We start from the raw sequence: 13,798 nt of genomic DNA, 5'->3' as shown, positions 1-13,798 counted from the left end.
TCGGTTCAATGCCAAACACAATGGTTGTCTTGGCATGAACCCGTTGCAATTCCTTCATCCACGCTACTAATCTTGTCAATCCTTGGCGATGGTTTTGAAAGACACATTCTTTACCAAGTTCAATCCCTCTGAAATCGACTGCGCGAGCGACGTGTGTTTGCTCGCGATGTCGGCCCCGACAACCAGAGTCGATTCGGTAATTTTTTGAATCCGTTGATTTTGCTTCTGTTTGTGCTTATACTTCATCTTGAGCGTCCTCCTTAATAAGGGCAGTGAATGTGATGCATTCGAGACCCAGCATACAGGAGGCGCTCTTTTTATTCAAACCTCAAATTAATTCATTACAGGAATGGCTCCTTTAAAATTGAAAGAAACCTAATATTGGTTTTTAAAAGTAAAATTCCAAGATGTAGTGTAATCAAAAATCGTGCAGTATGCGATCATACCAAATACCCGAGGGGTAGCTTTTGAATTTATAGGAACCCACTCTGAAGGGGCGAAGTAAGAGTAAGTAAGACCAGACGGATAATAATCTTTATACTGCTCCGCATATCCTGCAGGATAGTCTTTATATCCACTAGCTGCTAGACGGACTCTCTTATCCTTTACTCCCATTTGGGAATCTTGTATAGACCAACCCCCATCTACTTTCTGCAGATCAAAATAATCAGTGTTGTATTTATTCCAATAGATTGTTGAATAGGCATATACACTAATAGATTCGTCCCATTGACCACTGCTCTGGCTCTGGTCATATTCCAATCCAGCGCTTCCAGTATAGTTTTGAGTTTGAGATTTATGCTTCGGTATTATAGCAAAAGAGGTTGTTACATACGCATCTTTTACTTCTCCATTAGGATATTTTTCACTCTTAACGTGTTGAGTAGTAGAGATTGTTTTAACCTTCTCTTTTAGTTTTGTTTTAGTATTTTCCAGTTCTCCAACAGGAGAAAAAGGCGAGTTTTCTAAGTCTGTAATTCCTTTAGATGCCCTTTCAAATAGAGATTTTTGATCTTTAATTTCTTCTTTCTCAAAAACAACTTCGGGAGTTTTGGATGTAGGATTTGCTAATACCGCTGGCACCGTTGTTAAGGAACACATAGCAAACACCAACAATCCATAAAAAGCTTTCTTCATCCGTTAACACTCCTCCATTATTTGGATTATACTTCCAATCGATATCATAGTCGATAACTTACAAAAAATTCAATATTGAAAAATAATTTTAAGATTGTTACAATATAATACCACCGAAACCCATATCCATTATAAAAAGGAGGAGAATTACTTGAATAACAATCGCAAGGCCCTTGCCTACACTGCGTATTTTTTGCTCATACTGGGGGTTGTTATCGGATCTAAATTTGTGTTAGATGAATTAAGAGAATTAATGGAAGTAACAGCTCAATATCTCTATACTTATCAGCTTGTTTTAACTATGATTTACATACTTTTGGGTGTATTATTAGGATTAGATCATTTTGTTACGGAAATTAGAAAACAGGGAAAGTGGAAATTAAATAAAGTAAAGGCAACTTTTTTAAGTCTCCCTTTTTTAGCTCTTGTCGCATACATTCCTTTTCAAGGATTGACTGCCTTTTTAGCTCAAGAATTTTTTATTCAAATTCCCTCAATCGTGTTAGGACATAGTTTCGTAACTAGTTTTTATAAAGAGGTTCCAGCGAGACAGTAACCTGTAATACTTAAACTCATTGTTAGGTTACTAGTATGGGGAATAAAGAGTGTTTGGCATCCTTATAGGGATCTAGCCTCGATGAACAGCCTCCACCGGAGCATAAAATGACCGCATACCAATGCAAAGTATGTTGTTTCGAGGTAGCGTTGAATATTGAATTACGGTCCTCACTCTTTCGAAAGGAGACATTTGATTGTGTTGCTTATTTATTTAGAAACAAACGTTCGTATCGATTGGAATTTTTGGCACGAACTCAAATTAAAAGGGGCTGCCATATCCCGGCCGCCCCGAAATTACCTTTTTTCCTTGAAACAAATGGAATTCCTCTCCCCACCTACCTACTTAACTGTATCACTAACCGTTATTCATTGAATGGTTTAACAACAAAATCCTTCGCCTCCGCTTGAATTGCTTCCACTACCATCGCTTGATGCCCCATAGGGCAGGATAGGCAAATAAGGTAAAACCCACACCGATCCACACACTTATGGAATTTCTCAATCTCCTTGATAACCACCGGCCGGATTCGCTTCTTATGTTTCTCAAGGGAACGATCCCAATGACCATTCTCATCGAAAGAAAATTCTTTTAATTATGTTTTCATCTAGAGGTTATGAAAGTGCTTCTCCATACATATCATTCGAAAAACATTAATCGTTAGCCCCGCCGTCCGCCCCGTCCGCCTCGCTTGCTTTCACTGCGTTTAAGAGCCAATAATCTGTCTTCGCTTTCTTTCAGGAACTTGTTCATCTTTTCTTCAAATGACTTGTGAGATGAGCGTGAACGGTCGCGAGATCCGCGATCACCGCGCAAATTGCGCTCACGATCGAAACTTCTGTCAGGACGGTCCCCACGTTGAGACGAACCTTCTGGAACTGCAGGCTTGTCAATCGCCTGACGGATGGATAATCCGATCTTACCGTCTTTGTCTACGTTTAATACCTTGACCACAACGGTATCGTTCACCTTAAGATGTTCGTTTATATCTTTCACATAGGAATCAGCGATCTCCGATATGTGCACCAAACCAGTGACACCCCCGGGTAGCAGCACAAACGCCCCAAAATGAGTAATTCCCGTAACTTTGCCCTCAAGTTTGCTGCCCAATTCGATCGACATGAAAAAAAAGCTCCCCCTTAATTTTAAAACCATTTACCAATTCAAATTATATGCGACCGCCGGAAAAAGTGTCAAGAAGGCTACTCTCCCGGTTTATAAATAATTTCCCCTTCTTTGATCATATTATAGTATTTACGGGCAAGTCGTGCGATATAAGATTCATCCTGCAAATTGTTTAACTCCGTCTTCAACTCTTGTTCCTGTTGGCGAAGTCCGGTGAGATTCTGCTGCAGTTCCTGCTGTTCCTTTTCCAGACGAGCCTTGTTGGGCGTCAATACGAAAAAGTAGGTGTACAGTGCCCATAAGACAAAAACGACTAAAAAGAGAGCCCTGAGTTTTGGCTTTCTTTTGGCTCGTTTTTGATCACCGGGTTGCGGTACCGGCTTGGTCTGGCCAGGAACCACGTAAATGACATTTGAGTTTTTTTCGGTTGAAGATCGAGACTTTTTCATGGGAATCACCTGAATTAGGGCTTAGGTTTATTATCATCCCTATTCAATAACCAATTCGTCAATCTCGACCAAAATCCTTTTCCTTTTTTCAACATTGCGCGGCCCCTGCGGACAAACGGAGCCGCTTTTGTCTTCAGCCTGTTCACAACGGGCAGGATGTAAGGCAGCAAAGGTTTTACAAAAGGTCTTGCAGTTACCTTCACTAAAGCAAGCAGGAAGCGAGCCAGCCAAAACAGAATTGTTTTTAGCGGTTTGAAGGGCCACAAAATAGCCCTTTCGAACACACGTAAAAGCCGATCCAATGCACGCAGCAGCGCCAATAAAGCAAGCCACATTTTTTGTAAAGGGGCGATGACCAGAAGCAGAAAAGCCCGATATAACGTGAGACAGATGTATCCGATTCCCATAATGATTCCTATCGTACTGCCCACCACTATGCGCCGGAAGAAAATCCGGTAAATGGCGTATCCGATTAACAGGACAATAAACACATAAATCCGCAAGTCACCGTGGTTGGCCCACATCAAACTCCAAAATACCAGAAAAATCCCTAAGATCCAAAACGCAAAATCAAAGATCGGACCCGCCCAGCGAAGAAATTTCCAATGCCGCAGGACTACCCGGTACATGTCATATACGGCCCCCAAAACGACACCGTTTATACTCATGACCAGCAAGGTCATGTATTGTGCTTCCAGTGTCACGGCGTTGAGCCCCCTTTGTTGTCCCATCAAAGTGACGTTAAGCTCTGTTGCTTATTCCGAGTACTTTGATGGGGACCCGAAATAAAGTCGCAACGCAGTTATTTGAAAAGCTTCCCGAAAAACCCTTTTGCCTTCTCGCTGGGGGATGCTTTCTCGTCAAAATAGCCAAGATCAAACACCAAGCCTTCGATTGCTACCATCCCGTTTTCCAGGTTTAAAGTTTTAATGTGCAGATTTTCTCCGCGAATCACCAGCAGGCCGTATCCTGTTTGAAGAACAAACTCGTGTGCGTCAAAACTTTCCACGTTGATGACACCGCTGACCTGAACGCCTTGACGATTAAAAAGCGTAACTTCATGACGCTCCAACTGTTTATGGTTCCGAGCTCTTTCATCCATGCTGAACCCCTCCACCGAACAAAATAGCGAGGACACGAACACGGCGTTCGCTTGTCTCGCTACCACTTTATGCAGGAATGGGACAAGAAAGAACACAATAACCCCACAAAGTGACGTGAAGCGTGGCAGCAACACCGAGTACTTTGTGGGGGCCCCCGAAAAAACATGTAAAATAAAAAGGGATGACCTATTGGTCATCCCCATCGTCCCATTTTGGATCTCCCTGTATTCTTTTTTCCGATACCACTGTATACATCTCTGCCGCCTGACCTTTGGAAGCGTGTTCCGCAATCGCATTCACTTTGACGTCGACGATCTTGGTGCCGAATGTGATCGTCAAGAGGTCCCCCGCTTTCACCTCTGAAGAAGCTTTTGAGGGGCGTCCATTAATCTGGATTCGCCCCTGGTCGCAGACTTCTTTCGCCAAAGTTCTGCGCTTGATCAAGCGAGAGACTTTGAGAAATTTGTCCAGTCTCATCTTACTTCTTGGTCATTTCCTTCAACTTGGCACCCGGTTTGAATGCAGGAACTTTAGTTGCAGGAATTTTGATAACCGCGCCAGTTTGCGGGTTGCGGCCGTTACGCGCAGCGCGCTTGCGAGTTTCAAAAGTCCCGAAACCGATCAATTGCACTTTGTCACCCTTCTTGAGCGCTTGTCCGATAGCATCCAGCAATGCGTTAACTGCTGCTTCTGCATCTTTTTTCTTTAAACCTGCTTTTTGTGCCACTTTGGCGATGAGTTCTACCTTGTTCATTAGAAATCTCCTTTCCAAGCAAGGATTTTTTTGGTTTTGAGTAAACCTATCCTGCATATTCGTGGGGTAAAGCAGAAAATCCTGCAAAATTCAAGCTAAATATTTCTAAAGTCCTACTTTTTCTCAAGCATTTTCGCCTCATTCCACCAATGATCCATCTCCTCCAGAGTACTGTTTTGGAACGATTTTCCTTGTTCGGACAGCTTTTTCTCGATGTATGCGAAGCGGCGCCGAAACTTATGATTTGTTTTTGCCAATGATTCTTCCGGATCCACTTTGAGATATCTCGCCAGATTGACTAGGACAAAAAGCACATCTCCAAGCTCCTCACTCTTGTCCTGCGTCTCCCGAAGTTCTTCCAGTTCTTCTTTTATTTTGTCGAGTACACCGTCCACATCGGGCCACTCAAAACCGACTTCGGCCGCTTTTTTCTGGAGCTTATAGGAAACTGCCATGGCAGGCTGGCTTGCCGGAACCGAATCCAGAATCGAAACTCCCTCCGGAAGCCCTTTTTCCCTTTTTTCCTGCCGCTTAATCTCTTCCCAATTGGTCAATGCATCCTCCGCATCGGCAGCATCCTTGTTTCCAAAGACATGCGGGTGTCGGCGGATCAGTTTGTCGTTAATCGCCTGGATCGTATCATGGATCGTAAAGGTTCCCTCTTCCGATGCGATTTGTGCGTGAAGCGCCACCTGCAGCAGCAAATCCCCCAACTCTTCACTTAGAGCATCCGGATCGTCAAGGTCGATTGCTTCTGCTACCTCGTACGCCTCTTCGATCACATTTTTGCGAATTGACTGGTGGGTTTGCTCCCGATCCCAGGGGCATCCCTCCGGCGAACGAAGGATCTGTACAATCTCCACCAGTTTTGAAAATTGCCGGTGTGTAATCCGCGCCTCCTCGCTGCCGGGAAGATACAAAGTGGTCAGGTGATCGACAAAGTCCAGCCTGTCCAGTTCGTAGAGCGGCACCTGCTCAACCCGCTCTTGCGCTTCAACCCCAACTGCACGGGCGACTGTGACCGGATAATCATCCGGATAGTCTTCCATTAAGCACAGTTTCACTTCAGCTGCAATTTCCTGATTGTAGACCTGAACCAGTATCGTATGCAGGGTCGGATTCAGACTACTCGCTTTCAGATCAGTTCCATCCAGAATCAATAGTCCATCTGTGGGATCAACGCCAATTCTCAGCAGCAGCTCGTCAAGAAACGAGTGTCCGGGTCCAAGCTTGATTTCCACACCTGCAGAAGCCCCTTTTTCCAACGCGATGCGAACTGTCCTTTCCGCTACTCCCGGATGTCCGGGAACCGCATATACGATCTCCCCGTGTTCTTTTGCTTCACGAAACAGCTTGTCCACAATCTCTTGATACAGCGATTCGAAGTCCTCGGCCTGCTCATACAACTCGTCCAACGGATGAAACCGGATCCCCTTTTTCTCCAAATCCTGAACAACCGGGTGGCGCTCCGTCCGAAGAAACAATTTCTTTCCTTCCTGCAAAATTTGATAGGTGCCAAGCGGTAGGCCTGTCCACGATCCGGGGCCTAGTCCCACAATATGCAGAATTGCCATAAATGAACCTCCTTAGCGAACGAGTCCGATTTTTGTCAGGATATGGGCCAATGGCTGCCCGATCCGGGGAACCGAACGAATATCTTCTTTTGTTAAACTGCCCGAGGCAAGAAGGGCCAATCCGTATACAACTCCCGCTGCCGTCACGGTTGTCATGGTAAACGCCGCAAATGCAAGCCGCTCATTGTCAATCAGATGCAAGAAATGCGGAAATCCTTCCCGCAAGGAAACGTAAACCGCCACTCCCATGAAAAACACGGCAACCAGGGGCCGCCACAGCAGCAAACGGAGGTCAAACACAACACCGCTTCTTCGGTAGACATCCCACAGGTTGAGAAGCGCTGATACGAAAAACGAAAGTACCGTGGAATATGCAGCGCCTACAATCCCATACTTGGGAACAAGAAGCAGGTTGAACACGAATTTGCAGATTCCCCCGATAAACAAATTGCGCACAGGCAGGTAGACAAATCCCATCCCTTGCAAAATGGCGGAGGTTGTCAATTGAACGGAGGAAAACAGTGTAGCCGTTGAAATGGCCATTATGGCTGCAGTGCCCGATGAATCTTTAAACAGCATAATATCGATCGGCTTTGCCAACAAGAAGAGACCTGCTGAAGCAGGCAAAGCAATCAACACAGTCATCCGCATCGCCAGTTCCATGCGGCTGTAAGCTTTCTTGATATCCTTGACAGCAAGCGCCCCGGCAATGGCGGGCATGAGGGCGACACCAATCGCAGTGGCAATGGTAGATGGTAACATCATCAGTTTAAAAGCACGGCCTGAAAGCAATCCAAACATTTCAGTAGCTTGTTCCTGCGAGTATCCCGCTTGCTTCAGCAAATTGCCAACCGTAATGACATCCACATTATTCATCAATGGGACTACCAGTGCACCCAACGAGACTGGAATCGCATAATAAAAAAGTTTTCTCACTACGACTCTGGTTCTCTCGGCAGGTACCCGATTGGGCATTCGGACATCATGACGGAAGAGCTGGCGTTTGTTCCATGCATACCCCAATAATAATACGAATGAGATGCAGGCACCCGTTACCGCCCCAAACGCGGCTCCTGCCGCCGCCCACTCTTCCCCGTATCCCCAGTTTAACAGCAGCCAGGAAGCGGCAATGATCGTTCCGACACGAACCAACTGCTCAATAACCTGAGATACTGCAGTAGGCTCCATTAACTGCCAGCCCTGAAAATATCCGCGAATCGCGGCCATTACCGGCACCACGAGGAGTGCAGGCGCGATTGCACGGATCGCATAAACAGCTCCCGGGTCGCCGGAGATTTCGGCAAACCATTGGGCCCCTGCCCACAACAGCAGGAAGCACACGGCTCCCGATGCCAATAAGAGGACACCGGCTACTCGAAATACCTTTTTTGCCCCCCGATAATCACCAATCGCGATATGTTCGGCAACGAACTTTGAGACGGCGACCGGAAATCCGGCAGTAGATAAAATCAGTAAAGTGGAATAAATCGGATAGGCCATCTGATACAGACCCAATCCGCGGTCTCCGATAATATTTTGCAGGAATATCGTATACGCCGATCCCATTATCTTGGATAAAATTCCCGCTGCAGCCAGCACAAAGGCACCACGCAGAAACAAATTCCGCTCCGACATTCGGTTCGACACCTCTCCTATAAGGACCAGTATAAAGAAAACTTGGTATTCAGCAAGTGTCCGAGTACGGCGGGACGTGCTCGGCCTATCCTACTCTATGCGGTTTCTTTCGCCCGTATGTAACAAAAAACAGAGCGCCAACGGCGCTCTGCACAACTTCAAAATATGGATTGATTATTGCTCCATTTGTTTCGCCAAGAAACCTGCAGCGGTTTCAGCGAGCTTACTTTCAAGTTCCCCCATCTTGACATTCTCATCACGGGACAAAAGAATGACCGTTCCAATCGGATCCCCTTGGGCTATGATGGGTGCAACCACCCGTGAAGCAAACCGCTCAGTACGTTCCTTTAAAATTGACATTTCAGCCGGTGCCGACACAACAGATGTTTTGCGATCCTCCATAACTTTTTCGACATCTGATCCGATCGATTTGTCCATGAATTCTTTCTTGGACGTTCCAGCTACGGCAATTACGACATCACGATCCGTAATGAGAGTGATATGTCCCAAACTTTCGTTCAAGGAATCGGCATATTCCTTTGCAAAATCACCCAGTTCTCCAATTGGAGAGTATTTTTTCAAAATGACTTCTCCATCACGGTCCACAAAAATCTCGAGAGGATCTCCTTCCCGGATTCGCAGTGTACGACGGATTTCTTTGGGAATCACGACACGACCTAAATCATCAATTCTTCGAACGATACCAGTAGCTTTCATAGATGATGTTCGACCTCTCTTTCATGATGTCAAAATGTTGTATGCGAGATGAGGAGCATCGGTTTGTTCTTTTCCGCTGTTGCCATTATTTTGTCCGACTGACCGAAATATTACATTGGAAGATAATGGGCGCCTGACCTCGCTTACTTCCTGGGCTGAAATGGAGGGAAAGTGGGTTTAGTATCCTACCCGATTTCATGGAATATGCAACAAAAAATAGCAAACCCTGTCAGAACCGGTCAAAGGCTCCAACAGGGTTGCAAAATCGGCCAATTGCTTGTATTTGGACTAGGACGGCAGCGTAATCTTGATGTCCGCTTTCTTCTTCAATTCATCCTCGAATGTCTTCCATTCTTTTTCAATAGTCGCCTGGTTGGCGGCGAAATAGAGCTCTTCCACATTTTGCTTCACTTTTTCAAACGGCTCCGATTCCCCTCTTTTTTCCACCTTCAGAATGTGGAACCCATATTCCGTTTGCACCGGATCCGAAATCTTCCCAATTTCGATTTTGGCAGCAACATCGCGGAACTGAGGTACATACTGACTGAGAGGTCCTTCCATTTTTCCACCATTCTCTTTCGCGCTCGGGTCGATAGAAACTTCCTTCGCTACCTTCGCAAAATCTTCCCCCTTGGTGAGACGCTCTTTTACCTTCTCCGCTTCTTCTTTTGTCTTTGTTAACACATGGTGTACAGTTGCAGTTGCAAAAGAAGCTTTGTTTTCTTCATAGGTCTTTTTGAGCTTGTCTTCCGGAGCGAGTTTCTGCTTCTGGAATTGCTCAAGATACAGAGAATTTTCGATCAACATCTTGATATCCGCATCTTGAACTTTTAACTCCTTCATTTTGTCCCCAAGCTTTTTCTTGTCTCCGCCGTAAGAAAATTGGCTCAGCATGTCTTTATACTGGGTAAGGGAGGAATTCACCTGGTTCGGGTCGACCTTTACCCCGGATTTTTTCGCTTCGTCAACCATTACCTTGTGGTAGAAAACATACTCCTGCAGGAACTCCTGCTTGCTCTGCCCTTTTGCTTGGTCCATTTCCCCCAACAGTTCATGTCTTATGTGATACTGTTTATCGAGTTCCCCTTGATACACCTTGCCCCCACTGTAGGTGGCCACTACCGGCCCCGATGTGTCTCCCGTTTGGGTACCACATCCGACCAGCCCGAGACATAATGTTAAAGTCGCCGAAACAATTCTCCATCGATTGCTTTTACGCATTTTGCAATTCCTCCTGGTTCTTTAGGACCCCTTTGTAGGCGACCATAAATTTTTCAATCAGATCCAGAGTCTCAGGCTCCTTTAATCCCTTTACCCGGAAAGTGACCGTAATATAAGTCCCTGCCGTCAATTTCAGGCGATCCGGAAACTGCTGGGTTAAGGCAAACAATTTTTCCCCCTGAATTTGCGAATTCTGTCGTTCCGACAGCTTCATCACAATGTCATGACCCTCTTGAACAATGGAAGTGAAATCATATCGAATCGCGTACGATTTGATTCGGGAAACTGCCAAGAGATTTCGCACCGCCTGTGGAATATCGCCAAACCGGTCCTCGATTTCTTCTTCGAGGTCTTGGACTTCGCTCAATGTGCGTGCGCCCACGAATTTTTTGTAAATCTCGATCTTCTGCATTGTGTCCGCAATATATTCGCTTGGAATATACGCATCGACTGCAAGCTCCACTTGAGGATCCGGAGGTGTCTCTTGCTTCTCTCCCTTCAATTCTTGAATTGCCTGGGAAAGCATATCGGAATAGAGATCAAAGCCAACCGAAGCGATAAATCCATGCTGCTCGGCCCCAAGGAGGTTCCCTGCTCCCCGAATGGACAAGTCCCTCATGGCAATCTTAAACCCTGATCCTAATTCTGTAAACTCTTTGATTGCCTGTAACCTTTTCTCCGCGACCTCGGTCAATACCTTGTCGCGTTGGTAGGTGAAGTAAGCATAGGCAATTCTGTTGGATCGGCCGACACGCCCGCGAAGCTGATACAACTGGGAGAGCCCCATGTGATCCGCGTCATACACAATGAGCGTATTGACGTTTGGGATATCCAGACCTGTCTCAATAATTGTTGTTGAGACAAGTACATCTGCGTCGCCTTCAAGAAAATCCAACATCACCCGCTCCAGCTCTTCTTCGCCCATTTGCCCGTGACCGACAAGCACTTTTGCCTCCGGTACCAAACTGCGCAGGCGATCCGCCATATTGTCAATATCCTTGACTTTATTATAGAGGAAGTACACTTGTCCGCCTCTTCCCAACTCCCGCTCGATCGCTTCCCGCACAAGAATGTCATTATATTCAACGACGTAGGTCTGTACCGGAAAACGATTTTCGGGAGGTGTCTCAATTACAGACAGGTCACGAATCCCAAGCATCGACATATGGAGTGTTCTCGGAATCGGGGTTGCTGTAAGAGTCAGACAGTCGATATTATGTTTCAACTGTTTGATCTTCTCTTTGTGAGTGACCCCGAACCTTTGCTCTTCATCGATAATCAACAGTCCCAAATCTTTAAATTTAATGTTCTTGTTCAAAATCCGGTGAGTTCCGATTACAATATCCACTTTTCCTTCCTCGAGTCCCTTTTGTACTTCTTTCATCTGGGCTTGTGTCCGGAACCGGGAAATCACTTCCACATTCACCGGGAACCCGGCGCATCGTTCCTTAAATGTTTCATAATGCTGCTGAGCAAGGATCGTGGTGGGAACCAGAACCGCGACCTGCTTCCCGTCCATCACAGCCTTAAAAGCCGCTCGGATGGCCACTTCCGTTTTTCCGTACCCGACATCACCGCACAAAAGCCGGTCCATCGGGCGAGGCATCTCCATGTCTTTCTTGATATCACGGATCGCCCGCAGCTGGTCAGGCGTCTCTTCATAAGGGAACATTGCCTCAAACTCCCGCTGCCAATGCGTATCGGGACTGAACGCATGTCCTGATGCTGCTTGACGAGCCGCATACAGTTTAATCAAATCCTCAGCGATATCTTTCACGGAACTTTGAACTTTGGATTTGACTCTTGCCCATTCCGTGCCGCCCAATGCATAGAGCTTCGGATCCCTATCTTCCGCCCCTACATATTTCTGAATCTGGTCGATTTGTTCAACGGGTACATAGAGTTTGTCCTTGCCCTTGTACTTAATGTGGAGATAATCTTTGTGGTTTCCGTCAATAACGAGCGTTTCGATGCCAAGATATTGACCGATTCCGTGGTTGACGTGAACCACATAATCTCCGACTTTTAGATCCTGGTAGCTTTTCAGCTTCTGGGCATCCGATAGCGCTCGAATCTTTTTAGCCTTTCGCTTGTTGGAAAATACCTCATTCTCAGTGATAACCGCTACCTTGAATGCTACAAGCTCAAAACCGCCAGCCAAATTGGCCTCCAAAATAACCGGACGCTTTCCGAACCCTCCCAAAGTTGTGACACGGTCCGCTTCCATTCCGTAATCATTTAAAACACGTTCCAAGCGTTCGGCACGTTCCGGACCCGCCGCCAAGAAGATCACACGAACTCCCGACCTGCGCCAACGATCCAGCTCCCCTTTTAAGACGGCCATCTGTCCGTGAAAATTCTGGCCTGCCTTGGCTGTGACATTAATCACCTGCTGCAGCGTAACCCCTTGAAATCCCCGCGGGAACAAGGATAAGAACAGTCGGCGCCATTTCCTGTCGGTGAAAAGTTTGCTTCTGTCGATTTCGGGTACCAGGCCCGGCAGTATCTCCCCATGCTCCAGAGCGGCCATTTCCCATTCGGCCTGTTCCTTCTCGATCAATTGAATCGCTTCCCGAAGGCGGGTTGGTTCATCAAACACTACAATGGTGCTTGGGGGCATATAATCAAGCAAGTTGGCGGATGAAGAGTCCAGAATATGTGAATAACGAATAAGTCCGGGAAACACGATGCCCTCTTGCATCTGCTCAATTTCTCGCCCGATATGCTGTTCCAATTTTTCTAGCAAAGCCGAATCTTTAATTTTTTTCTTATGGGTTTCGAGCCGCTGATGAACATCATCCGCCAACGCCTGGAGCTGTTCCGGGCGTACCAGTATTTCGCGGATCGGCGATAACCTGACACTTTCCAATTTTTCTATTGAACGTTGATTGGTCGGATCGAACGTACGGATCGAATCCACTTCCACATCAAACATTTCAATCCGAACACCGTTGTCCATCGTTAACGGGAAAATGTCGACAATTCCTCCGCGAACGGAAAACTCCCCTTTGGACTCCACCATTTCTACCCGCTGATACCCCAAGTAGACCAATCGCTCCAGCAACTCTTCCAAAGCAATTTCATCTCCCGGTTTGAGATGAATCGCCGCTTCAGCGAATTGCTGTTTGGAAGGTAACGTCTGATGAACAGCGGCAATCGGTGCGATCACCACGGATGCTTTTCCCTGCACCAAGGACTCCAGTACACCGAGTCTGGCTGCCGCCTGTTCCGGAGAATAGGCCAAAATGTCCAAATAAGACAACTCTCGATCCGGAAAAAGAGACACCTCTTCGATCGAAAGAAGTTCGGTCAGATCCTCATAAACTTGCTGCGCCTGCTGCATATTGTGTGTGACAATTAGTAGGGGGCATGACAAAGAAGCCCGCAACCCGGCCATATACAAATGCCGTGCAGAGCCGCTTATACCCGCTACCCATTGTTCGGAAACAGCTTGTTCGAATCCTTTCAACATTGAGTTAAAATCGGGATCCGAACGAATCAGATCAACTAACGGATGCAAAATCCAA

At 46.4% G+C, this 13,798-nt stretch carries 13 protein-coding genes and 2 pseudogenes; 1 reads left to right on the top strand and 14 read right to left on the bottom strand.

The features are described 5' to 3' along the window. A pseudogene (locus tag ACFO8Q_RS14430) lies at positions 1–246 on the bottom strand (IS110 family transposase); the annotation flags it as partial. 129 nt (positions 247–375) lie between these two features. Continuing rightward, the gene (locus ACFO8Q_RS14425) at positions 376–1,137 is read right to left on the bottom strand and encodes a hypothetical protein (protein WP_380026510.1); all 762 of its coding nucleotides are present in this window, start codon (positions 1,135–1,137) and stop codon (positions 376–378) included. A gap of 151 nt (positions 1,138–1,288) precedes the next feature. On the opposite strand from ACFO8Q_RS14425, the gene ACFO8Q_RS14420 reads away from it, so the two are divergent. Next, entirely contained in the window at positions 1,289–1,693 is a 405-nt protein-coding gene (locus ACFO8Q_RS14420) for a hypothetical protein (protein WP_380026509.1), read from the top strand. Between the two features lie 364 nt (positions 1,694–2,057). On the opposite strand, the pseudogene ACFO8Q_RS23950 reads toward ACFO8Q_RS14420, so the two are convergent. From ACFO8Q_RS23950 to mfd, 12 genes and pseudogenes are all read right to left on the bottom strand, one after another. Next, a pseudogene (locus ACFO8Q_RS23950) lies at positions 2,058–2,207 on the bottom strand (response regulator); the annotation flags it as partial. 146 nt (positions 2,208–2,353) lie between these two features. Beyond that, a complete protein-coding gene (locus ACFO8Q_RS14415) occupies positions 2,354–2,815 on the bottom strand; it encodes a S1 domain-containing RNA-binding protein (protein ID WP_380026508.1) in 462 nt (153 codons plus the stop codon). An 80-nt stretch (positions 2,816–2,895) separates the two neighbouring features. Next, positions 2,896–3,267: an FtsB family cell division protein gene (locus ACFO8Q_RS14410; RefSeq protein ID WP_380026507.1), complete on the bottom strand. Its 372-nt coding sequence runs from the start codon at positions 3,265–3,267 to the stop codon at positions 2,896–2,898. A 14-nt stretch (positions 3,268–3,281) separates the two neighbouring features. Then, positions 3,282–3,971, bottom strand: coding sequence for a spore cortex biosynthesis protein YabQ (yabQ, locus tag ACFO8Q_RS14405; protein WP_380026506.1), 690 nt, complete (start codon positions 3,969–3,971; stop codon positions 3,282–3,284). 98 nt (positions 3,972–4,069) lie between these two features. Further along, entirely contained in the window at positions 4,070–4,369 is a 300-nt protein-coding gene (gene yabP / locus ACFO8Q_RS14400; protein ID WP_380026505.1) for a sporulation protein YabP, read from the bottom strand. A 187-nt stretch (positions 4,370–4,556) separates the two neighbouring features. Beyond that, on the bottom strand, positions 4,557–4,847 hold the full coding sequence (locus ACFO8Q_RS14395) for an RNA-binding S4 domain-containing protein (protein WP_380026504.1): 291 nt from the start codon (positions 4,845–4,847) through the stop codon (positions 4,557–4,559). A 1-nt stretch (position 4,848) separates the two neighbouring features. Then, on the bottom strand, positions 4,849–5,124 hold the full coding sequence (locus ACFO8Q_RS14390; RefSeq protein ID WP_380026503.1) for an HU family DNA-binding protein: 276 nt from the start codon (positions 5,122–5,124) through the stop codon (positions 4,849–4,851). 113 nt (positions 5,125–5,237) lie between these two features. Next, positions 5,238–6,698 (bottom strand): bifunctional methyltransferase/pyrophosphohydrolase YabN, encoded by a 1,461-nt coding sequence (gene yabN / locus ACFO8Q_RS14385; RefSeq protein WP_380026502.1) that lies wholly within the window; start codon positions 6,696–6,698, stop codon positions 5,238–5,240. A 12-nt stretch (positions 6,699–6,710) separates the two neighbouring features. Further along, positions 6,711–8,333, bottom strand: coding sequence for a putative polysaccharide biosynthesis protein (locus ACFO8Q_RS14380; RefSeq protein ID WP_380026501.1), 1,623 nt, complete (start codon positions 8,331–8,333; stop codon positions 6,711–6,713). A gap of 174 nt (positions 8,334–8,507) precedes the next feature. After that, positions 8,508–9,050, bottom strand: coding sequence for a stage V sporulation protein T (spoVT, locus tag ACFO8Q_RS14375; protein WP_380026500.1), 543 nt, complete (start codon positions 9,048–9,050; stop codon positions 8,508–8,510). A 288-nt stretch (positions 9,051–9,338) separates the two neighbouring features. Beyond that, positions 9,339–10,271, bottom strand: coding sequence for a peptidylprolyl isomerase (locus ACFO8Q_RS14370; protein ID WP_380026499.1), 933 nt, complete (start codon positions 10,269–10,271; stop codon positions 9,339–9,341). Next, entirely contained in the window at positions 10,264–13,791 is a 3,528-nt protein-coding gene (mfd, locus tag ACFO8Q_RS14365; RefSeq protein ID WP_380026498.1) for a transcription-repair coupling factor, read from the bottom strand. The genes ACFO8Q_RS14370 and mfd overlap by 8 nt, the downstream gene beginning before the upstream one ends. Between the last annotated feature and the right edge of the window lie 7 nt (positions 13,792–13,798).

This window comes from Effusibacillus consociatus, from assembly GCF_042652925.1.
Lineage (GTDB): Bacteria > Bacillota > Bacilli > Tumebacillales > Effusibacillaceae > Effusibacillus > Effusibacillus consociatus.
The sequence above is the reverse complement of the archived record's forward strand: the minus strand, read 5'-3'. Positions and strand labels throughout refer to the sequence as shown.